Source organism: Promicromonospora citrea, from assembly GCF_013004695.1.
Lineage (GTDB): Bacteria > Actinomycetota > Actinomycetes > Actinomycetales > Cellulomonadaceae > Promicromonospora > Promicromonospora citrea.
Window position 1 is genome coordinate 1 of the sequence record NZ_JABEMG010000002.1, and the last position, 21,460, is coordinate 21,460.

General features: G+C 72.3%; 18 protein-coding genes and 4 tRNA genes. 7 read left to right on the forward strand and 15 right to left on the reverse strand.

The window, feature by feature from the left end; genetic code table 11:
* Window positions 1-974: 974 nt before the first annotated feature.
* Together HLB15_RS00590 and HLB15_RS00595 are read right to left on the reverse strand one after the other, a co-directional pair.
* Window positions 975-1,047, reverse strand: a tRNA-Arg gene (locus HLB15_RS00590).
* A gap of 174 nt (window positions 1,048-1,221) precedes the next feature.
* Window positions 1,222-1,313 (reverse strand) — tRNA-Ser (locus HLB15_RS00595).
* A 165-nt stretch (window positions 1,314-1,478) separates the two neighbouring features.
* On the opposite strand from HLB15_RS00595, the gene HLB15_RS00600 reads away from it, so the two are divergent.
* Window positions 1,479-3,191: a GMC oxidoreductase gene (locus tag HLB15_RS00600; RefSeq protein ID WP_171102653.1), complete on the forward strand. Its 1,713-nt coding sequence runs from the start codon at window positions 1,479-1,481 to the stop codon at window positions 3,189-3,191.
* Window positions 3,192-3,272: 81 nt separating this feature from the next.
* On the opposite strand, the gene HLB15_RS00605 is transcribed toward HLB15_RS00600, so the two are convergent.
* From HLB15_RS00605 to HLB15_RS00625, 5 genes are all read right to left on the reverse strand, one after another.
* Window positions 3,273-3,357, reverse strand: a tRNA-Ser gene (locus HLB15_RS00605).
* 125 nt (window positions 3,358-3,482) lie between these two features.
* The gene (locus HLB15_RS00610; protein WP_229785764.1) at window positions 3,483-4,202 is read right to left on the reverse strand and encodes a GTP-binding protein; all 720 of its coding nucleotides are present in this window, start codon (window positions 4,200-4,202) and stop codon (window positions 3,483-3,485) included.
* A gap of 91 nt (window positions 4,203-4,293) precedes the next feature.
* The gene (locus tag HLB15_RS00615) at window positions 4,294-4,704 is read right to left on the reverse strand and encodes a DUF742 domain-containing protein (protein ID WP_171102656.1); all 411 of its coding nucleotides are present in this window, start codon (window positions 4,702-4,704) and stop codon (window positions 4,294-4,296) included.
* A 10-nt stretch (window positions 4,705-4,714) separates the two neighbouring features.
* Window positions 4,715-5,164, reverse strand: coding sequence for a roadblock/LC7 domain-containing protein (locus tag HLB15_RS00620; RefSeq protein ID WP_020017525.1), 450 nt, complete (start codon window positions 5,162-5,164; stop codon window positions 4,715-4,717).
* 40 nt (window positions 5,165-5,204) lie between these two features.
* Window positions 5,205-9,224 (reverse strand): HAMP domain-containing sensor histidine kinase, encoded by a 4,020-nt coding sequence (locus HLB15_RS00625; RefSeq protein ID WP_171102658.1) that lies wholly within the window; start codon window positions 9,222-9,224, stop codon window positions 5,205-5,207.
* Window positions 9,225-9,366: 142 nt separating this feature from the next.
* Here HLB15_RS00625 and HLB15_RS00630 point away from each other — a divergent pair, with 142 nt between their 5' ends.
* Entirely contained in the window at window positions 9,367-10,344 is a 978-nt protein-coding gene (locus tag HLB15_RS00630) for an NAD(P)H-quinone oxidoreductase (protein WP_171102660.1), read from the forward strand.
* Between the two features lie 105 nt (window positions 10,345-10,449).
* Window positions 10,450-11,070, forward strand: a complete 621-nt coding sequence (locus HLB15_RS00635) for a bacterial proteasome activator family protein (RefSeq protein WP_171102662.1) — start codon at window positions 10,450-10,452, stop codon at window positions 11,068-11,070.
* A 54-nt stretch (window positions 11,071-11,124) separates the two neighbouring features.
* Here the strand turns inward: HLB15_RS00635 and HLB15_RS00640 are convergent, their stop codons facing one another.
* The 3 genes from HLB15_RS00640 to HLB15_RS24425 form a co-directional block, all read right to left on the reverse strand.
* Window positions 11,125-12,246: a hypothetical protein gene (locus HLB15_RS00640; protein ID WP_171102665.1), complete on the reverse strand. Its 1,122-nt coding sequence runs from the start codon at window positions 12,244-12,246 to the stop codon at window positions 11,125-11,127.
* A gap of 68 nt (window positions 12,247-12,314) precedes the next feature.
* Window positions 12,315-12,890, reverse strand: coding sequence for a dCTP deaminase (dcd, locus tag HLB15_RS00645; RefSeq protein WP_171102667.1), 576 nt, complete (start codon window positions 12,888-12,890; stop codon window positions 12,315-12,317).
* Between the two features lie 64 nt (window positions 12,891-12,954).
* A complete protein-coding gene (locus tag HLB15_RS24425; RefSeq protein ID WP_229785763.1) occupies window positions 12,955-13,389 on the reverse strand; it encodes a TM2 domain-containing protein in 435 nt (144 codons plus the stop codon).
* A 157-nt stretch (window positions 13,390-13,546) separates the two neighbouring features.
* On the opposite strand from HLB15_RS24425, the gene HLB15_RS00655 reads away from it, so the two are divergent.
* Window positions 13,547-13,620, forward strand: a tRNA-Gly gene (locus HLB15_RS00655).
* An 89-nt stretch (window positions 13,621-13,709) separates the two neighbouring features.
* On the opposite strand, the gene HLB15_RS00660 is transcribed toward HLB15_RS00655, so the two are convergent.
* Entirely contained in the window at window positions 13,710-14,054 is a 345-nt protein-coding gene (locus HLB15_RS00660) for a hypothetical protein (RefSeq protein ID WP_171102669.1), read from the reverse strand.
* Window positions 14,042-14,341, reverse strand: a complete 300-nt coding sequence (locus tag HLB15_RS00665; RefSeq protein WP_171102672.1) for a hypothetical protein — start codon at window positions 14,339-14,341, stop codon at window positions 14,042-14,044. The genes HLB15_RS00660 and HLB15_RS00665 overlap by 13 nt, the downstream gene beginning before the upstream one ends.
* 164 nt (window positions 14,342-14,505) lie before the next feature.
* Between HLB15_RS00665 and HLB15_RS00670 the strand changes: the two genes are divergently transcribed.
* Entirely contained in the window at window positions 14,506-15,225 is a 720-nt protein-coding gene (locus HLB15_RS00670) for a GntR family transcriptional regulator (RefSeq protein ID WP_229785620.1), read from the forward strand.
* Between the two features lie 7 nt (window positions 15,226-15,232).
* On the opposite strand, the gene HLB15_RS00675 is transcribed toward HLB15_RS00670, so the two are convergent.
* Together HLB15_RS00675 and HLB15_RS00680 are read right to left on the reverse strand one after the other, a co-directional pair.
* Window positions 15,233-16,276 (reverse strand): pirin family protein, encoded by a 1,044-nt coding sequence (locus tag HLB15_RS00675; protein ID WP_171102674.1) that lies wholly within the window; start codon window positions 16,274-16,276, stop codon window positions 15,233-15,235.
* A 543-nt stretch (window positions 16,277-16,819) separates the two neighbouring features.
* Entirely contained in the window at window positions 16,820-17,830 is a 1,011-nt protein-coding gene (locus HLB15_RS00680; protein ID WP_229785619.1) for a hypothetical protein, read from the reverse strand.
* Between the two features lie 232 nt (window positions 17,831-18,062).
* Here HLB15_RS00680 and HLB15_RS00685 point away from each other — a divergent pair, with 232 nt between their 5' ends.
* Together HLB15_RS00685 and HLB15_RS00690 are read left to right on the forward strand one after the other, a co-directional pair.
* Entirely contained in the window at window positions 18,063-18,674 is a 612-nt protein-coding gene (locus tag HLB15_RS00685; RefSeq protein WP_171102676.1) for a TetR/AcrR family transcriptional regulator, read from the forward strand.
* Between the two features lie 66 nt (window positions 18,675-18,740).
* Window positions 18,741-20,054 carry an MFS transporter gene (locus HLB15_RS00690; protein WP_171102678.1) on the forward strand — a complete coding sequence of 438 codons (1,314 nt, stop codon included), beginning with the start codon at window positions 18,741-18,743 and terminating at the stop codon, window positions 20,052-20,054.
* Between the two features lie 4 nt (window positions 20,055-20,058).
* Here the strand turns inward: HLB15_RS00690 and HLB15_RS00695 are convergent, their stop codons facing one another.
* Window positions 20,059-21,210, reverse strand: a complete 1,152-nt coding sequence (locus HLB15_RS00695) for a magnesium and cobalt transport protein CorA (RefSeq protein ID WP_171102680.1) — start codon at window positions 21,208-21,210, stop codon at window positions 20,059-20,061.
* Window positions 21,211-21,460: the final 250 nt, after the last annotated feature.

Consider the following 21,460-nt stretch of genomic DNA (forward strand, 5'->3'; position numbering starts at 1 on the left):
CACCGTGTGTGCGAACAATGATACTGGCCAAACCACAACCCACACGGGTCATGATCCGATCCAAAACAAATGTTTGGCATTGACTATCAAGCACACTGTTGAGTTCTCAAACAACCGACGCACACCGTCGAGATCATCATCTTGTGGATGCTGACCCCGCCCGGGGCAACCTCTTCAACTTACCAGATTCGAATCCGCCTCGCAAACTCACTGCCCGGGGGCAATTGCTGCGTGAAAGACCCGCATCCGATTCCCGCACGACGATCGAAACCGTCCTGCATCAGAGATGGGATCCAGCCCCGGCGCGGCCACTCGGTCCGTTTCCGGCCCCTCGTGTCCGTCGGCCCGTCGGGCTGACATCCAGAACATTACGTCAGCCTGCGGGGTGCGTCAAAGCCGGGGCGCGTGACGGCGGACACAGAAGCGCTGTTCAGGCGCTGTTTCTCCAAGAAGACTCCAGGTCGGGGAGGTCCGCAGGCCCGCCTATCGGCCCTCACAGGGCCGGCTGGGCGGGTTCCAGGCAGCGGATCCGCCAAGAACCGGTCCGCCCAGCCATGAGTACGTAATCTTTGATTCAGATTTCGCCAACTGGGTCTCGCGGAGCTCCTGGCGCCGGGCGCCACGTCGTCCGCCGGCTCAGCGGTGCGACACCGTTGCCGACACCGAGGCCACAGGTCGTTCCCGCTCGCTCGCCGGCTGACTACTTCGCCAGGTGACTACCTCGCCAGGTGACTACCTCGGCGGGATGGGGGTGGGCGGGGCTTGCTTGGGTCGGTGTTCTTCGGCAGGAGCCGGCATCCGGGGGCAAGGTCGGATGGGGCCGTCAGAACGGCGTCCGGGGACTGCGGCTCGAGCTGGGTTCCGGGGAGGGCCGGGCCGGTCGGTGTCGAAGGATCGGGCTACGGTGCCCGCGCCAACGACAAAGGGCCTCGGCCGGCGTCTCCGCCGGCCGAGGCCCTCGTTCCTGCTGTCTGTGCGCCCGGAGGGATTCGAACCCCCAACCTTCTGATCCGTAGTCAGATGCTCTATCCGTTGAGCTACGGGCGCCTGCTGTACTGCAACTGCTCGGCCCTGCCGCTCGTGCGGCCGACCGACGAGAACACTACCGCGAGTTCGGCGCGGGCCCAAACTCAAACCGCGCTTCCCCGAGAGAACTCCGTCACAGCGGGCGGAGGTCCCGACAGAAAAGGCCCCGGGCGTCACGCGCGGCCGGGACCTTCCTGGCGGAGACGGAGGGATTTGAACCCTCGAACGGGTTGCCCCGTTACCACCTTAGCAGGGTGGCGCACTAGACCTGACTATGCGACGTCTCCTCGCGGCGGCCCTGGCCAGAGGCAGGGTGGTGCCGCGTCGCCCAGGGTACCCGGAGCACCACGACCTGAGCAAAGCGGGGCGGCGGTGGCGTGCCCATCCAGGTCAGCGGGCAGGTCGGCGGGCCCCTATTTCACCTCGCTTCAATAGCGGGTACATTCGCGGCCATGGACTACGACGTCTTGGTCATCGGCTCCGGGTTCGGCGGCAGCGTGGCCGCCCTCCGCCTCACCGAGAAGGGCTATCGGGTCGGTGTCCTCGAGGCCGGCCGCAGGTTCGAGGACCACGAGTTCGCGAAGAGCTCCTGGCACCTGCGGCAGTTCCTCTGGGCGCCGGCGCTCGGCTGCTACGGCATCCAGCGCGTGCGCCTGCTGCGCAACGTCCTGTGCCTCACGGGTGCGGGCGTCGGCGGCGGGTCGCTCGTCTACGCGAACACGCTGTACCGGCCGCTCGACCCGTTCTACGCCGACCCGGCCTGGGCGCACATCACCGACTGGAAGACCGAGCTCGCCCCGTACTACGACCAGGCGGAGCGCATGCTCGGCGTCGTGGAGTACCACGGTCGGTCCCCCGCCGACACGATCATCCGCGAGGTCGCCGACGACATGGGGGTCGGCCACACGTTTCGTCCCACGCGTGTCGGCGTGTACTTCGGGCCCGGTGGGCCGGAGGCGCCGTCGCCGGGGTGCCGTGCCGCCGACCCGTACTTCGGCGGTGCGGGGCCCGAGCGCTCCGGCTGCACGGAGTGCGGGGAGTGCATGACCGGCTGCCGGCACGGCGCCAAGAACACGCTCGTCAAGAACTACCTCTACCTCGCCGAGCGGGCCGGCGCGACGGTGCACCCGCTGACCACGGCCGACGTCGTGCGACCGCTGCCCGGGGGCGGGTACGAGGTGAGCACCCACCGGACCGGCAGGCGCTGGGGCGGGCGACGCACGTTCACGGCTCGGCAGGTCGTGCTCGCCGCGGGCACGCTCGGCACGCAGCGCCTGCTGCACGCCATGAAGGACGCCGGCACCCTGCCCCGGCTCTCCGACCGGCTCGGCCACCTCACCCGCACCAACTCGGAGGCGCTGCTGGGCGCTATGACGGCCAAGGTGGGCTCCACCGACTACTCCCGCGGTGTCGCGATCACGTCGTCCTTCTACCCGAACGAGAGCACGCACATCGAGCCGGTGCGCTACGGCCATGGCTCCAACGTCATGGCCGCGCTCCAGCACATCCTGGTCGACGGCGGGCCGTACCGGTTCCTGCGCTGGTTCGTCGAGATGGGGAAGAACCTGAAGTGGCTGCCCGTGCTGCTCGACTGGCGGCGGTGGTCGGAGCGCACCGTGATCGCCCTGGTGATGCAGGCACAGGACAACTCGCTGGTCACCCTCACCCGCCGCTCGATCCTCGGTCGGTACATGACGTCGCGGCAGGGCACCGGGGCGCCCAACCCGAGCTGGATCCCCGAGGGCCACGACGCCGTGCGCCGCATGGCGGACAAGCTCGGGGACGACGGGGTGGAGGGCATCGCGGGCGGGACGATCGGCGACCCGTTCAACATCCCGCTCACGGCCCACATCCTCGGTGGCTGCGCGATCGGCGCGGACCCGGCCGGCGGCGTCGTCGACCCGTACCTGCGGGTGTTCGGGTACGAAGGGCTGCACGTGATGGACGGGTCCGCGGTGACGGCGAACCTCGGGGTCAACCCCTCCCTCACCATCACGGCGCAGGCGGAGCGCGCGTGCGCGCTGTGGCCCAACGCGGGCGAGCCGGACGCGCGGCCCGCGCTCGGCAGCCCCTACACCGTGGTCGAGCCCGTGCGGCCTGCCGCGCCCGTCGTGCCGGAGGCGGCACCCGCGGCGCTGCGGCTGCCCATCGTGGGGATCAGCTAGAGCCACCTGCCGGGCGAGGACGACCCGGGACGACAGAGCGCCGGCCCGGGACGTCCCGGGCCGGCGCTCTGCCTCGCGGTGCGGAGGGCGAGGGATTCGAACCCCCGGTGCGTTGCCGCACAACGGTTTTCAAGACCGTCACATTAGGCCGCTCTGTCAGCCCTCCTCGCGCCAGGGACCGCCTCACGACGGCGCCGCGGCGCGGCCATACAGTCTAGCGCCAGCGTGAACAGCGACGGCGGGCCGCCCCGAGGTGGCCCGCCGTCCGCGAAGTGCTGGAGAGAGAGTGGCTCAGCCCTGCGCCTGAGCGCCGGAACGGAGCTGACGCATCGCGAGCTGGACCAGCGCGATGAGGGTCTGCTTCGTCGCCGCGCGCGAACGGGCGTCGGTGTAGAGCATCGGCACGTGAGCGGGGATCTGCAGCGCCTCGCGGACGTCCTCGAGCCGGTGCTTGGCCACGCCGTCGAAGCAGTTCACACCCACGACGAACGGGATGTTGCGCGACTCGAAGTAGTCGATGGCCGGGAAGCACTGCTCCAGGCGGTCGGTGTCGACCAGGACGACCGCGCCGATCGCACCGCGCACCAGGTCGTCCCACATGAAGAGGAAGCGGTCCTGGCCCGGGGTACCGAACAGGTACAGCCACAGGTTGCCGGGCAGCTCGACACGTCCGAAGTCCATCGCGACCGTGGTGGTCGTCTTGCGGTCGGTCACGCCGCCCGCGTCGTCCACGCCGACCGAGTGCTCGGTCATGGCGGCCTCGGTGTTCAGCGGCTCGACGTCCGAGATGGAGCCGATGAACGTCGTCTTGCCGACCGCGAAGCCGCCGGCGACCACGATCTTGACGACCGTCGGAGCGGTGCGCTCGCCGGCGGGCTGCGCACCCGGGGCGGACTGCGTACCGGCGTTGCCACTCGGTGCCTGCTGCATCACCGGCGGCGCGGGCTGCGTCTGCGCGGGGCGCGACGCCTGGGCGGTCGGCGACGGGGCGCCGCCACCGCCGCCGAGCACGCTCTGGCGCGCCGGCGCGTTCGCGGAGGCCGTCGCGGTGCCGGCGTTACCCGAGACCGGGGCCCAGTTGGGGCCGCTGCGGGCCCCGCCGTCAGAGGGCGGAAATGCCATTCAGAACACTCTCCAAGACGCTCAGCGACAGGCCCGAGTTCGAGCTGCCGTGGCCTGTGTGGACGTTAACCGGTGTCGAGGTGTGCACGGTGACGTGCCCTTCCTCCTGCATGTCCGCCACAAGGATCCGGACGACACCCAGGGGCAGCCGCAGGAGGGCCGAGAGCTCGGCGATCGACACGTACGTGTGCGCGGCGTGCTGGAGGATCGCGCGCTTCTCGGGCGGGAGGCCGAAGCTGCTGACCGCGCCGGGAAGAACCTCCACGAGGGCCTCGAGCGGCAGGTCGGACAGCTCCGACCGCACCCGGCCTCCGGTGACCGCGTAGGGGCGCACTGTCGATGTCTCGCGGACATCGCTCTGCCCCTGGGAACCGAAAGGTGCGTACGTCATGGTCGAGTCCTCATCCCACGCTGGCTGCTCGGGTCTGCCCGTCGACCGGGAGGCTGCCCCGCATCTCCGAGATCAGCTGCGGCGTGAGCGTGGCCTCCGTGCGGGACACCAGGAGAGCCATCTCGTAGCCGATCAGGCCGATGTCGCAGGTGGCCTCCGCGACCACGCCGAGAACGGACCCGTTCGAGACGTTCATCAGGAAAAGGAACCCGTTGTCCATCTCGATGATCGCCTGACGGACATTACCGCCGTTGAGCTGCCGAGAAGCTCCACGCGTAAGACTTGACATACCCGAGACGATCGCCGCGAGCTGGTCACCGCTGGTGCGGTCGAGCTGGTCGGACATCGCCATGAGCAGGCCGTCCGCCGAGACGACGAGCGTGTGCCGGCTGCCGGGAACGGTACGCACGAAGTTGTCGAGCAGCCACCCGAAATTCGTTGCTTCGGTGCTGAGGGTCACTCTCTGTTCCTCCTAGTCAGAATCCACAGACGCGTTTTGGTCACCGCGACTGCGGCGCTGAGTCAGGGACATGATTCACGGTCGAGGGTGCCCACGTCGAGTCCCCATCGCCGTTCTTGCCGTTCTCGTGCTCCGGCTTGCCCTCGCCGACAGACTCCGAGCGGCCACGCGCGGTGGCTGACTGGAAGGCCGACAGGCGCGAGCGAAGCTGCTCGGGATCACGATCGATGCGAGCGGAGAGCCGCTCGACAGCGGGGTCCGCCCCCGTGCCGGAAGCACCGCGCGTGCGGCGGGTCAGACCGCCGGTGCCTCCCTCGGTGCTGACCGACGCCGGGCGGTACGAGTCGTTCTCCTTCACATCGTCTTCCTGGAATGCCCCCCGCCGAAGCAGGCTCGTCATCTCCTCGTAGAGGACCGCCGAGGCGGTCCACTCCGAACGGGCCTCCACCGAGTCCCGCACGTACTCCGGGTCCAGCGGGTCCTTGCCGTCGTCGTCCGTGCCGGCGGCGCGCTTGGCGAGCGGCGCGGGCGACGCGTAGGTCGGGTCGTACACGGCACCCGTCGGGTACGGCTCGCTGAACTCGCGAGCCGGCTCCGGCCGGGCCGGCGCCATCGGCAGGGCCTCCGTCGCGGGGGCCGCGGCGTAGGCGCTCGGTGCCTGCTGCGGGGCGGCCGGGGCGGCCGCACGCGGTGCGGCCTCGACGAACGGGTTCGCCTGGGTCGCGGTCTGCACCGGCACAGGGACGGTCCCGCCCGCCGGGCCGTTGTGCCCGGAGTTCAGGGACTCCTGGACGGCACGTTGGTAGCCCTCCTGGAAGCCCCGCTGGTAGGTCGGGTCCGCCTGCGGAGCCGCGGCGGGCGCAGGGGCCACCGGTGCCTGGAAGGCCCCGGTCGCCGGGCCGTTCGCCTGCGGGGTGCGGACCGCCTGCGGCCGGCTCAGCGACTCGAAGTCCTGCGGCTGGTTCGGCACGTAGACGTCCTGCGGCGCCTGGGCGGCGGCCTGGAGGCTCTGCGTCTCCACCGACGGCGCGGGGCCGCCGAAGCTCGGCACGGCCGTAACCGCACCGGTCGCCGGGTGGCTCACCGGGCTGCTCACCGTCTGGATCGGCCGGCGGTCCTGCTGCGGCTGGTAGGCGCGCAGCTCACCCGTCGCGGGCTGGCCGGGGCGACGGCCGAACAGGCCGCGCTTCTGGCCGGTCTTGGCCTGCTGGGTCGACGAGCGGCGGCTCGGCAGGTCCGCCATGAGCTCCTCGAACGCGGGCAGCGCCTCGAACGACGAGTCGACGCCCTCCGGCGCCTCCTCGGCCCCGAAGCCCTGGACGTCGGGGTCGCGCTGGTCCTGCCGGCCGAAGCTCTGGGCAGGGGCGGGGTTCGGCGCCTGCGGGGCACCGGCGGCCGGGAAGCGCATGACGTCGGTGTCCGACATCCCCGGCAGCGTGGCCGGGTCCTGCGTCACCGGGTCGAGCTGCAGCGACTGGGTGCCGCCGTTCTCGGACGGGTCGATCGTGCTCAGCGAGCGGAAGCTCGAGAAGAGCGCGCTGCGCTGGTCGACGTCCACGGCGGACGGCGTCGTGTCCTCGAAGACGGGCGCGGGCGGCTCGGCAGGCTGCGGGGTGCGCTGGCGGCTCGGGAGCGAGCTGCCCTCGGAGACGTTCGACGGCGGCGCCCACGAGGCGCTGTCGTCGTTCTGGTACTCCTGCGGCAGGGACGCCGTCGGGAGCTCCGGCAGCACGATGGAGCCGGTCGGCGTCGTCTCGGCGGCCGGCTGGGCCGCCGTCGAGCTGCGGCGCCGGGCGAGGCCGAGCGCCGTCGTGCCGTCCGTCAGGGACTCGATGTCCACGGGCTGCGCGACCGGGGCGGGCTGGGCCGCGAACGCGGCCGCGGCGATCTGGGAGGTGCCGGTCGGGACCGGGAGGCCGTTCTGCTGCGGCACGGCCGCCGTGGCGGGAGGGCCGCCCTGCGCCGCGGAGCGCATGGCACCCGTGCCCGGGCCCGCCGTGATGCCACCGTTGAACTGCGAGGCGGCCTGCTGGGTGTTGGCCTCCAGCGGGTCGGTCGGCATCGGCAGCGGCATGGCGTTGTCCGGCATGAACAGCACCGCGGGGAAGCGGACCGTCACCTCGGTACCGGTGCCGCCCTCACCCTGGCCGAACGTGACCTGGGCGCCAAGACGGTCGGACAGGCGCCCGACCACGTAGAGGCCGAGGCGCTGGGCACCGACGGCGTCCGACGCCGAGCGGCTGTGCACCTTGCGGTTCGCCTCCGCGATCTCCTCGGGGTTCATGCCGAGGCCGTGGTCGCGGACCACGACGGTGACGAACTGCTCGTCGCGCGCCGTGGTGACCTCCACCGGCGTGTGCGGCTCGGAGAACATCGTCGCGTTCTCGAGGAGCTCGGCCAGCAGGTGCGCCGCGTTCAGCGCGTTGTGGCCCAGCATCATCGGGTCGACGACCAGGTTCAGGCGCACGCGGTCGTACAGCTCGATCTCGGAGGACGCGGTACGGATCACGTCGGAGACCGGCATCGGCTGGCGCACACGACGACCGGAGTCGATACCCGCGAGGACCAGGAGGGACTCCGCGTTGCGACGCATACGGGTCGCGAGGTGGTCCAGGCGGAACAGGTTCGACAGCGTCGACGGGTCTTCCTCGGAGCGCTCGAGGTCGTCGAGGAACGCGAGCTGGCGGTTGAGGAGCACCTGGTCGCGGCGGGCCACGTTGACGAACATCTCGGCGATGGAGCCACGGAGGGCCGCCTGCTCGCGGGCGACGTCGATCGTCGTGCGGTTCACGTCGTTGAACGCGGCGGCCAGCTGACCGATCTCGTCCGACGACTCGATGCTGATCGGGTCGAGGTCGATGCTCGGGCCCTGACCCGGCACCGACACCTGCTCGACCAGCGTGGGCAGGCGGTCACGGACGACACCGGCGGCCTGGGTCAGGCGGCGCAGCGGCGAGACCAGACGGCGGGCGATGACGAGGGCCATGATGACCGAGAAGCCGAGGGCCGCGATGGCGATGCCACCGGTCAGGTACGCGCGGTTGGCCGCGACGTCGGCGCGCTCCTGCGCGAAGGCCGCGGTGTCCTCGCGGACCGCGTCGCGGACGATGCGGCTCTCCTCGACCCACTTGGCGGACTCGGTCTGGAAGGCCTCGCGCTGGGCCGGCTGGATGGCGGCGAGGTTGCCGCGCGCGATCTGACCGCGCACCGCGCCGTAGACGCCGTCCATGCCGGGCACCTGGTAGTCACCGGGGATGCGGTCGAACAGGTCCTGCGTGCTGTCCCACTGCCGGTCACCGAGGTTCACCAGGTCGGCACCGCGCAGGGCCAGCGAGCGCGAGGCGGCCTCCCGGATCTCCTCCGGGTAGCCGTTGAAGATGCCGAGGGCGAGCGAGACGACCGGGCGCTCGTACGTGTTCGTCAGCATGAGCTGGTCGATCGCGTAGTACGCCTCGAGGCGGGTACCCAGGTCGCGGTCCTCCGAGGTGTCCGCGATGGCGTCCATCACCTCGAGCGCGCCGTCGATGTAGGTGCCGTAGGCGTTGGTGGCGACCTGCTCGGTGAGGCGCGCCTCCGCGACCTTCTTCTGCACGTCCGTGATGGCCGCGCGGTCCTCGATCGTCTGGGTGACCGCGTCCTTGACGCGCTGGTCCAGCATCGAGATGTCGATGCTGAGCAGTTCCTCGTCACGGGCGTCGAGGGCCGAGATGGTCTGGACCTGGGCCGCTTGCGCGGCCCACTTGACGGCGCCGTCCTCGTCGGTCACCGGCTGGCCGTTCTCGTCGAGCTCCGGGACCCCCTGCAGCAGGGCCCGCCGGGCGTCGTCGCCCGACGTGGAGTCGTCGATCAGCGCGACGATGTTGTACGCCCGCTCCTGCGCGAATGCCGTGCCTGCTGCGTCCTGGTACTCGAGCGCGGCGACGAGATCGGCGGTCTGCTGAGCGCGCATCGCGTCGGTCACGGACAAGCCGATGATGTACGCCGCTGCGATGACCAGGACGACGGCAGGCGTGACCAGAGTCGCAAGAACTTTCCCGCGCACTCCCAACCTGCGGAACATGCGTACCTCTCTCCATCACTGATCCGGAAGGGTGTTGCGTGCGTGGTGCCCGCGCTCATCCCTCGGTGCTGCGTACAAGTTACCGGCACCCGGTTCCCGCTGACGACCCTCGTGAGGCCACACGGAAGTAGGCTTCATCGATGTGCGAGCCGTCACGATATCCGGACCGGGCCCCTCAGGGAAACTCTCCCTTTCAACCCTGAACCACCCGAATACCGGCCAATCAGACGTTTTCATCGACGTGGCCTCTTCGGGCGTCAATCGCGCTGACCTGCTCCAACGGGCCGGATCCTACCCCCCTCCGCCCGGCGCCCCGGACTGGCCGGGGCTCGAGATATCGGGCACGGTCAAGCGTGTCGGTCCCGGCGTGTCGCGCTGGAAGCCGGGCGACAGGGTGGTAGCGCTGCTCGAGGGCGGGGGCTACGCCGAGCAGGTGGCGGTCCGCGAGACCCAGGTGCTGCCCGTCCCGGACGGCGTCGACCTCGTCGACGCCGCGGCGCTTCCGGAGGCGGCCTGCACCGTCTGGAGCAACCTCGTGGACGTCGCCGGGCTGCGCGCGGGCGAGTGGGTGCTCGTGCACGGCGGCTCCGGCGGCATCGGCACCCTCGCCATCCAGGTGGCCGTCGCGCTCGGCGCCCGCGTCGTCACGACGGCGGGCGGCCCGCAGCGCACGGCCCGGTGCGCCGAGCTCGGGGCCGAGGTCGTCGTCGACCACCGCACGCAGGACTTCGCCGACGAGGTGCTGCGTGCCACCGACGGGCGCGGCGTCGACGTCGTGCTCGACCTGCTCGGCGCCGGCGCGCTGGACGACAACGTGCGGTCGCTGGCCCGCGGCGGGCGCCTCGTCGTCATCGGCATGCAGAAGGGGCGGCGCGGCGAGCTCGACCTCGGTGCGCTGCTCGCGCGGCGCGCGACCGTGACCGGCACGCTGCTCCGTTCCCGGCCCGCCGACGAGAAGGCGCGCATCGTCGAGGACACCGGGCGCTTCGTCTGGCCGATGGTCGCGGACGGGCGCGTGCGGCCCGTCGTGCACGCGCGGGTCCCGTTCGCCGAGGCGCAGCGGGCGCACGACCTGCTCGAGTCGGGCGAGGTGTTCGGCAAAGTGCTCCTGGTCCCGTGACCAACCGCGTGATCGGTCGTGCCTATATATAGGCATGGCCGGTAATTTCGTTCCGCCGCCCGGAAAGCCGTGCGGACGCCGCCCGGATGGGGCAAGACTGGGCACATGACCGACGAGCGAGCGAACCCGAAGTCCGACGAGCGGCCCGAGGCCGGCGAGCCCGGCATCCACCCGCAGGTCGTGACCCCCGACGGCGCGGCGGTCCCGCCCGCCCGCGAGCCCCGCGAGGGCGAGGACGAGCAGGTCGACGAGGCCGAGGCCGTGGTGGGCCAGGTCGAGGAGCCGGCCAAGGTGATGCGCATCGGCGGCATGATCAAGCGGCTGCTCGACGAGGTGCGCGACGCCCCGCTCGACGAGGCGGCCCGCACCCGCCTCGCCGAGATCCACGAGCGCTCGATCCACGAGCTCGAGGACGGCCTCTCCCCCGACCTCGTCGAGGAGCTGCACCGCATCACGCTGCCGTTCTCGGACGAGTCGGCGCCGTCCGACGCCGAGCTGCGCGTGGCCCAGGCCCAGCTCGTGGGCTGGCTCGAGGGCCTCTTCCACGGCATCCAGACAGCGCTGGTCGCGCAGCAGATGGCCGCGCAGGCGCAGCTCTCGCAGATGCGGCGTGCGCTGCCGCCCGGCACCGCGGCGTTCGGGCCGGGCGGCCCGGGTGGCCCCGGCATGCCCGGCGGCCAGGACGAGGAGGGCGGCGACCGGCGGACGCCGGGCCAGTACCTCTGAGCGCGGGCGCCGGGACGGCTCGGCGCGGCGGCGGGCCGGTCTCCCGGCGCGCCGTCAGAGGTCGGCCGGGTCGACGAGGAAGCCGTCCTCGTCGGCGACCTCGCCCCCCGCGGCGTCGTGGATCGCCGCGGCCAATCTGACGACGAGCTCGGCGGCGCGCTTGCGCGCGACGCGCAGCTCCATCGCGGGGAACTCCTGCTGGGACTCCGCCAGGTCGTGCGGCGCCCAGTGCACCCAGTAGCGGACGGCGCCCTGCTCGGCCCAGGGCAGGCCGCGCAGGAGCCGCGGCAGCTTCTCCTCGCCGCTGATCTCGATCGAGACGATGCCGTCGACGTCGAGCTCCACGACCAGGCCGTAGCCGTCGAGCACGCGCGGACCGGTGAGCGCCTTGATGTCGTAGTCGTCGGCCGCCGCGTGGATCCGCTTGCGCAGCTCGGGGTCCAGCGGGTCGCCCGGGTACAGCGGCTTGTCGGCGATGCCCTGCGGCGGGCCGCCCCACTCCTTGCCCTCCATGTGGAGGCGGGTGCGGGGGTGCACCTTGTGCAGGATCGCGTAGGCGGCCTGCGGGTCCAACCAGACGTCGGAGTACACGGTCATGTCGATCGCCGCACCCGCGTCCGGGGTGAGGACGATGCCCGCGCCGCGCGGCGCCGTCGGCACGCCCGGGGCGTCCCAGAAGCCGCCCACGTCGAGCCGGAGCGAACCGCCCAGCCGGCGGGCGACCGCGACCAGCCACTCGATGAGGCGCCGCTCCTCACGTTCGGGCATGCCCTGGGCAAAGGCCCGACCGATGCCGTCGCGGTCGCCTCCCCCGGGGAACGGCGGCTCGCCCCGCTCGCGGTGGCACACGACGTCGAAGGCCATCGCGGCGCCCGGCGGCATGCCGAGGTCGAACCCGTCGCCCACGGGCTGGTAGGGGCCGTTGATGACCGCATGCCGCGACACGCGCAGCACGCCGACCTCATTGCCCTGCGCCCGGCGGCCCTGCGGAGCACCCGCGACGTTGCCGGGCAGGATGCCCGCCGGGACGACGTCCCAGCGGGTGGCACTGAACCGGGAGAGCGCGAGGACCTCGATCTCGTCCAGCTCCACGTCGCCGGGCACCGTGAGGACGTGGCGTGCCTGGTGCGCCTGCGCGACCGTGCGGGGCAGGAGCGGGAGCTGGGGTGCGGGCATCGGGGTCCCTTCTGACGTCCGGGTCGCCCGGTCCGCCCGGGCACCCGGAGCCTACCGCCCGGCCGGGGTCACACCGGTGTGCGGTGGAAGTTGCGCCACGAGCGGGACGCCGTCGGGCCGCGCTGGCCCTGGTACCGGGATCCGTACAGGTCGGAGCCGTAGGGGTGCTCGGACGCGGACGAGAGCCGGAAGAAGCAGAGCTGTCCGATCTTCATCCCCGGCCACAGCTTGATCGGCAGGGTCGCGACGTTGCTCAGCTCCAGGGTCACGTGACCGCTGAAGCCCGGGTCGATGAAGCCGGCGGTCGAGTGCGTGAGCAGGCCCAGCCGGCCGAGGGAGGACTTGCCCTCCAGGCGCGCGGCGACGTCGTCGGGCAGGGTCACCGTCTCGTACGTGCTGCCGAGCACGAACTCGCCCGGGTGGAGCACGAAGGCGTCGCCGTTGTCCGCCTCGACGAGGCGCGTCAGCTCTGGCTGCTCCGCGGCCGGGTCGATGAACGGGTACTTGTGGTTGTCGAACAGCCGGAAGAACTTGTCGAGGCGGACGTCGATGCTCGACGGCTGCAGCATCGACGCCTCGTACGGGTCGAGGACGACGCGGCCCGCCTCGAGCTCTGCCCGGATGTCGCGGTCGGAGAGGAGCACGCGGCTACGGTACTGGCCGTGGACCGGCGGCGCCGCCCCGTTCCGCGGACGGCGCCGCGCGGGCTCACCACTGCAGCGGGCGGTGCTTCGCGTCGACCGACCAGTAGCCCTTGCGCATCACGAGGTAGAGGATGCCCTCGATGGCGCCCCAGATGGCCGGGACGAACCAGGCGTTGCCCAGAGAGACGGCGGTGATCAGCAGCATCACCCAGCCGAGGCCCTTGTACCCGAGGTAGAACCGGTGCGCGCCCACCACGCCGAGGAGGATGCCGAGCAGGCCCGCCGTGATGCGGGACTTCCGGCCGGGCACGTGCTCGACGGGCGGCGTGGGCCGGTCGTAGTCGAACTGCTGCTGGTAGTTCGCCGGCGACACCGGCGGACCCGGCGTCTGCAGGGCCCGGGTCTCGCGCTCCGACAGCGGCTTCTGCTGCCGCGGCGGGAGCGGCTTGGTCTCCTGGTAGATCGGCTCGGTCGGCTTCTCGCTGGGATGCTCGCTCACTGCTGCTCCGGCTGCTCGGCGACACTCGCGCGGGAGCCGGTTCGGGCTTCCGGGCGAGGTTGGGTATGATCAGGTCGCGCGCCAGGTTCGACGGGCGCTGCGGGGGGAACCCTAGCGGGATCCTCACGCAGCAGATACCCGGACAGAACCGGACGATGCGGGTGTAGTTCAATGGTAGAACTTCAGCTTCCCAAGCTGACAGCGCGGGTTCGATTCCCGTCACCCGCTCCATACGACGAGGCCCCAGGTCAGAGGACGTTTCCTCTCCTGGGGCCTCGTCGTTCGCGCGGGCCTGCCCGGCGCATGGATCCGCGCGAATGTCAGCCCGCCCCCCGCGCCGTCACGTGCAGCGAGACGGGGAGGCCGCGGTCCGCGGCCGCGACCCAGCCGCTCCAGCAGCGCCACGCCGACCGGTCGTCGTCGTGGTGGCCGAGGCGTTCGGCGAGGTGGAGCAGCCGGGAGAGCTTGACGGCGTCCGCCAGGTGCGCGGCGACGACGTCGACCGTCAGCACGCGCACCATGTCGTCCTCGAGGTCCAGGTGGTCGACGCCGGCCCGCACGTCGAGGGTGCGGATGTCGAAGACGTGGGCGATGAGCGCCGTGACGCCCACCAGCTCGGCGAGGTGCGCGCCGGGCACCTGGTCGGCGGCCGTCACGCCGGCCACGCCCGGACCGCCCGCGACGCCCCACGGAGCTCGGCGTAGACGAACAGGTCGAGGCCGCGCCACCGGCCGCTCCACACCGTGAAGCCGGGCCGCGTGGCCGGGTAGTCCGTGCAGGCCATGACGCCGAGGTCCGCCGCGATGTCCGCGCCCTCGCTCATCCGCTCCGGATGCACGACCAGGCGGTCGCGGAACACCTCCACCCACTTGACCCGGGCCTCGCCGACCTCCGCCAGCAGTGCGCCGGCGCCGGCCACCGCGCCGGACAGACCGGCCGTCATCGCGTCCATCTCGCCCACCTTCCCGCACCCCGGGACGCCAGCCGTTGGCGTCATCTCTCTAGGCACCTAGACAGGGTGCGAGCAGCGCGGCGCGGGCCGCAACCGCTACGCGGAAAAGTTGCGTATATGCACTGGCTGCGGGTTAGGTGGGTTCCGTGTCTAGAGAGGGACGAGTGACTGCCGCCAGCATCGCCAAGGACCTTCGAGCCGCGATCCGCTCCGGGACCTATACGCCGGGCGACCGCCTGCCGAGCGAGGCGGCGCTCATGGCGACCTACGGCGTGGCACGCATGACCGCCCGCCACGGCCTGTCCATGCTCAAGGACGAGGGCCTCACCGTGACGCGACACGGCTCGGGTGTCTTCGTCCGCGCCTTCGAGCCGATCATCCGGGACACCACGGGCGCGCCGGCGGACGACTCGACCGTCACCGCGGAGATCGACGAGACCGGCGCGGGACTCACCGTCCGGACCCTCGCCGTGACGGCGGAGGCCGACGCCCCCGAGAAGGTGCGTACGGCCCTCGGCCTGGCCGAGGGCGACAAGGTCACCGTCCGCGAGCGCCTGCACCTGCGCGAGCGCAAGCCCGTCCTGTTCGCCACGTCGTACCTGCCCGCCTCGATCGCCGCGGGGACCCCGATCGCCGAGCGCGACGTCGGGCAGGGCGGTACGCACGCCCGGCTGGCCGACGCCGGTCACGCGCCCGTGCGGTTCCGCGAGGACGTCGTGGCCCGCATGCCCTCGATCGAGGAGATCGAGGAGCTGCGCATCGAGCCCGGCACACCGGTGCTCGCGGTGACCCGCACGGCCTTCGCGGCGGACGGCACGCCGGTCGAGCTGAGCCACGTGGTGCTCGACGCGGGCGAGTTCATGCTCCGCTACGACATCGACTGAGTACCGGTCACGACGTCGAGCCGGGCCGCGCCCGTGGCTTGAGCCGAAGCTCGGGCAGCGCCGGGGCGCGCAGTGGGCCGCCCGCGTAACCGACCACCTCGCCGAACCGCCGGCCGGCCGCGCCGCCGGCGTACCCGGTCGCCCCGTCGGCGAGGTCGGCGACCTGCGCCATCCAGTCGGCCCGGGCCCGGGCGACGTCCTCGTGCGTGCGGCCCATGAAGTTCCACCACATGACGACGTCCTCGGGGAACGGGAGCCCGCCGACCAGCACGGCGCGCACGGGCGACGTCGCACCGGCCCGCACGGTGAGCGTCCTGCGCCCCGGCGCCAGGTACCCGAGCGACGACGGCGGTACGCCGTGGCCCTCGAACGTGACGTCACCGGCGTCCACGAGCAGGGCGTGCTCGTGCCCGGGGTCGACGTCGAGCCGCACCTCGGCGCCGGGCTCGAGGTCGAGCTGCGCGCCGACCAGCGGCGTGTAGGTCGTCGCGGGCGACTCCAGGAGCTCACCTCCCACGACCAGCCGGCCGACGAACACCTGCACGACGGCGCCGTCGTGCCGGGCGACGGGCAGGTCCGCGTGGTGCTCGAAGTGCGGGTCGACGTCGAGGGCCGAGCCGGGCAGCGCCGTCCACAGCTGCACGCCGTGCAGGCGGGGCGGGCGCACGCCGGTGGGCGACTCCTCGGAGTGCGAGATGCCGACGCCGGCGGTCATGAGGTTGAGCTCGCCCGGGCGGACGGTCTGGAGCGACCCCACGGAGTCGCGGTGCAGGATCTCGCCCTCGAAGAGCCAGCTCACCGTCTGCAGGCCGGTGTGCGGGTGGGGCGGCACCTGCATGCCCTCGCCGGTGGTGACGTCGTCGGGGCCGTAGTGGTCGCTGAAGCACCAGGCGCCGACGAGCGACCGCGCGCGCTGCGGGATGGTGCGCCGGACGGTCATCGCGCGCGGACCGCCGAGGGGCACGTCCCGGGGGTCCAGGAGCTCGATGCCCTCGCCCTGCGCGCCGGCCGCGCAGACCTGGGCGGCCGGGCGGGTCTCGAGGTTGCTCATGCACCGAGCCTAGGACGCCGGTGCGCCGGTGGACAGAGGACCCCGGGCACGGGCCAGGGCCCCCGGGGCAGGCCGGGGGCCCTGGCTCCACCGCGCTCCCGGGGCCGGCCGCAGCGGGACCCGGACGTCGTGTCGACGTCACGACTCCGACGTGCCTCTCGGACCCGGGGCGCCGGGTCTGCGTCTGGGCGGTCACGTCGGACGCGGGTGGTCTTCCGGCCCCGTACAGACACCTGTGGCGTCATCCACAGCCCGCGCCGCAGCACGGGGCGTCCTGTCGTTCTCCGGTCGACCACATGTGCCCGAGGACCGGGCCGGTCGGTACTGCTGCAGCGCACCGCATCGGCGTCGGGCTCGAGCCATTGCCCACGTTTCTATCCGCGTGTCGGGGCCGCGGCAACTGCTCCACCGTTGTAATTTTCACCCTCTCGTCGCCCACAGTTCTGTCCACAGGCAGAGGCGCTGATTCCCCGTGTCACACACAGGGTTGTGGACCAAACCTGTGGATAACTTCGCAGGGTGGGGACGGGGAGCTCCGGCCGGTCAGACCCAGGCCCGGACGCCCTGGGTGCCGCCCGCCGTCGGGTCGTTGCGGGCCTCGAGCTCCTCGGGCGCGGTGATGAAGCCGCCGTCGTCGACGAGGACGCCCCCGATCCGGCCGTGGAGGCCGAGCGCGAGGCGCGCGAGCGACGCGCGCATGCGCGAGCGGGCGATGACGTGCAGGCCGGAGGGCTGCTCCAGCTCGAGCTCGTACGGGTCGGCGGGCATCCAGCTCAGGCGGTAGGCGAACGGCCCGTAGCTGCGCCAGTCGAGCGAGCCGAGCGCGCGCGGCACCCGGTCCACCCGCTCGACGTCGACGACGAGCGAGCCGTCGTAGGCGGTGCTGCCGACGAGCGTGTAGCGCGGCGAGCCGTCGGGTGTGGGCTGGTCGGCCGTGACGTCGGCGGTCGCGATGAGCGAGCGCAGCATGGGCAGCACGTCGGCGGGCCGGAGCGCGTGCGCCGAGTACAGGCCGAGGTCCACCGATCCGGCCGGATCGGGGACGAGCGGCTGCCTGCCGTCGGCGAGCGCGCCACCGGCGGTTTTGCGCGCGGCCGCCACCATCCACTGGACCACGCGCAGCTCGTCCCCCTGCGGCAGGGCGTGGGGGAAGGCGCGGGCGATGCCGTCCCGGTCGCCGTAGGCCGTCGGCGCGGCGCCCCGCACGTCGCGCAGGCCGTCCGAACGGGCGACGGAGTAGGCCTCCGCCGTGGCCGCGGCCATCCCCAGCTCGGCGAGGTGCGCCTCGCCGACCTCGAACGGACCGGTCGCGACGTGGCCGGCGCCCAGGCGCAGGACCCCCGGCACGAGCGCCTCGGGTTGAGCCATCCCCCGGAACCGGGCACCCGCCACCCGGCGCGGCCCGGCGGCGCGCGAGGGTTCCCTGAGCCACTCGACGTCCGCGAACCAGGCGGCGGCGAGCTGGCTGACGGCCACGGGGCCGTGGGTGCTGGGCAGGATCAGAATGTGACCCGACGCATGCTCCGCAGGAATCACGCCCGCCAGGAATGTCATGCGGAGACTTTACTGGCCCCTTTGTTCACCCATGATGCGGGCGTGTTACAAAGAGGAAACACGCAGGTGACAGAGGGTGCACATGATCCGAGGCACGGCGGGGGAAAGCTTTTTGTTGCTGTCGGAAAATGGATGACAACGGATATTTCCTGCGCCGGGACGGTGCGACCAGGTCTCACCTCCGGCCGACTGCGTTTCCAGTTACCTGACGAGCGATGCCTATGATGTCAGCATGCCCAAGATCATCGGCAAGAGCCTGCACGAGCACCGCCAGATGACGAGGCACAAGCTGTTCACCGCGCTGTCCACCCTCATGGCCGAGCGCGGGTTCGACACCATCACGCTGGCCGACATCGCCGCCGCCGCGGACGTGGGCCGGACCGCCGTCTACAACCACTTCCACGACAAGGAAGCGCTGCTGCTCGGGTTCATCACCCACGAGACCGAGCAGTACGCCCACACGCTCGAGCGTGCCCTGGACGGTGTGAGCGACCCGGTGGAACAGCTGCGCACGTACATCCGGCAGCAGGCCCAGCTCACCCGTGTCTTCCACCTCGCCCCCGGGCCCGACCTCCGCACCGTCCTGTCGCGCGCCACGCAGCAGCGGCTGCGCGAGCACGCGGACATCGTCGAGGCGATCCTGCGTCGCATCCTGGCGGCAGGCATCGAGGCGGGCACGTTCCCGCCGCAGGACATCGACCCGACGGTGCACCTCGTGAACGCGTGCCTGTCCGGCCGCCTCATCCCCGACGAGCCCGTGGCGCGCGAGCGCACCATCCGCGCGGCCGAGGCGTTCGTGCTCCGCGCGGTGGGCGCGCGCCTGCCCGACCCGGTCCCGGCCTGACCGCAGCGGGCGGCGACGCCGGGACGGCGGACCGGCATCGCCGCGCCGGACGATAGCCTCGGGCGCGTGTCCTCCCCCTCCGTGCGCAGGCCCGCGCCGCTCGGGGGCGCGTTCTCCCGGGTCGTCGCCGCCAACCTCAGCTCGAGCCTGGGCGACGGCATCGCGCGCGTGGCCGCGCCGCTGCTCGCCGTCCAGCTCACCGACGACCCGCTGCTCGTGTCACTCGTCGCGGTCGCGGCGCTGCTGCCGTGGCTGCTGTTCGCCATCCCGGCGGGCGTGCTCGTGGACCGGGTCGACCGGCGGCTCGCGCTCGGCCTGGCCGGCGGCCTGCGCGCCCTCGTGGCGGGCGGCCTCCTCGCGCTGCACCTCACGGGCGCGCTGACGATCTGGTGGCTGCTGGCCGTCGTGCTGCTCTACGGAGCGCTCGAGACCGTGTACGACGGCGCCGTCCGCGCTGTCGTCCCGTCCATCGTCGGCCGGGCCGACCTGCCGCGCGCGAACTCGCGCATCGAGGCCGCGGAGATCGTGGTCCAGCAGTTCCTGTCGCAGCCGCTGACGTCGTGGCTGCTCGCGGCGTCCGCCCTGTGGGCGCTGGGGCTCAACGCCGCCGCGTACGCCGTGGCGGGCGGGCTGGCGCTCGCGCTGCCCGCGGTCGCGTCCGGTCGCACGGCCCGCGGTACGGCGTCCACCGGGGCGCCCACCGGGGCGTCGGCGGACGGGCGGGCGGCGGGATGGCGCGCCGACCTCGCCGCGGGGTTCCGGTTCATCTGGGCCGACGCGATGCTGCGGCCGCTGTGGGTGGTCAGCGTGCTCATCGGCATCTGCCACGCCGCCGTCACGTCGACGTTCGTGCTGTTCGTGCTCGAGCGGCTCGACGTCCCGGAGGCCTGGTACGGCACGTTCATGCTGGCCGGCGCCGCCGGGTCGCTCGTCGCGGCCGCGGTCACGGGCCGCCTCAAGGCCCGGTTCCGGACAGGACCCGTCATGGCGACGGCGAACGCGACCGGGCTCGCGGCCTGGTTCCTCGCCGGGGCGTTCCCCGTGGTGGGGGTGGGCGCCGCCGCCGTGTTCGTGGCGTTCGGCTGCACCACCACGTGGAACGTGCTGATGATGTCGCTGCGCCAGGCCGCGGTGCCGAACCACCTGCTCGGACGCGTGCACGGAACCTGGCGGACGGCGCTCTGGGGCGCCATGCCGCTCGGGTCGCTGGCGGGCGGGCTGCTCGCGCGGGCCGGTTACGGCACGCCGCTCCTCGTCGGCGCGGCCGCGGGGCTCGTGGTCGCCCTGGTGGGGCACCGGTACCTCGTGTCCCTGCCGGACCCCGAGGACCTCGATCCCGAGGGCCCGGCCCCCGAGCGCGACGCCGCCGAGCGGGCCTGACCGCTCAGATCCAGCGCTTCCACCGGAACACGCCGAACAGACCCACGCTGACGGCCAGCATCGCGACCAGGGCCGCCGGGTAGCCGTAGGACCACGCGAGCTCCGGCATGACGTCGAAGTTCATGCCGTAGACCGTGCCCACCAGCGTCGGTGCGAAGAGGATCGCGGCCCAGCCGGAGATCTTCTTCACCTCCTCGCCCTGGCGGATGCTGACCTCGGAGAGGTGCTTCATCTCCTCGTTCTGCCGCTGCGCGACGAGGGTCGCGGCCACCGTGAGGATGTCCCGCAGCGCGGCGCGGAAGACCTCGATCCGGTCGGCGACCTCGATGAGGTGGTCGGCGACGTCGCGCAGGTAGGCCTGCAGCTCGGGGTCGACGTCGTACTTGTCGGCGCCCTTGGCCAGCGACGCGCAGACCTTCTGCTCGGGGCGCACCGCGCGCTGGAAGTCGATGACCTCGCGGGACAGCTCGTAGATGCGGCGCGAGACGTCGGGGGCGCCGCCCCACACGTCGGCCTCGATCTCGTCGATGTCGTGGTCCAGCCCGGCCACGACCGGCGCGTACCCGTCCACGACGCTGTCGAGGATGGCGTACAGCACGGCCTCGGGGCCGCGGGCCAGCATCTCCCGGTCGTTCTCGAGGCGGGCGCGCACCGCCGCGAGGTCGGGCGAGGCGCCGTGCCGCACCGTCACCACGAAGTCGGGGCCGACGAAGACGTGCAGCTCGCCGAACTCGACCTGCTCGACCGCGTCGAGGTAGCGCGCGGCGCGCAGCACGACGAACAGGGTGTCGCCGTACCGCTCGATCTTGGGGCGCTGCTGCGCCTGGATGGCGTCCTCGATGGCGAGGGGGTGCAGGTCGAACTCGCGCGCGAGCGAGGTGAGCTCGGTCTCGTGCGGCCGCTCGAGGCCGATCCAGGCCATGCCGCCGGGCCGCGAGCGCAGCGCGCTGAACGTCTCGGCGAGGTTGTCGTACCGGTCGGTGAGCACGCCGTCGTCGTAGATCGCGGCGGCGACGACCGACGAGCGCGGCTCGGGCTCGGCGGCGGGGCCCTGGGGGGCGACGTCGGGCGGCGTGCCCGGGGCGCGGCGCGGGCGCAGTGCGCCGAGGAGGGGACGCACGGGGCGTGCGGGACGCGAGGGCAGGAAGGTGGCCATGAGGGAGCTCCTGGGGTCGAGCGCAGGTGATGGACTGCGAACGGACACCGCAGCGGGGACGGCCGACCGGCCGGTGCGAGGTCGCGCCCCCTCTCGACGGAGGAGGGCGAGGCGCACCGGTGCGCGGGAACCCGCGGGGAGGCGGGAGGGGAACCGTCAGCTCAGCTGCGGTTCGGACTACTCGGAGGCTCGCTACGGGTCATGCGCGCCACCTCCTTCGTCCGTGCGGCGGGTCGCCGCTGCCGTTCTC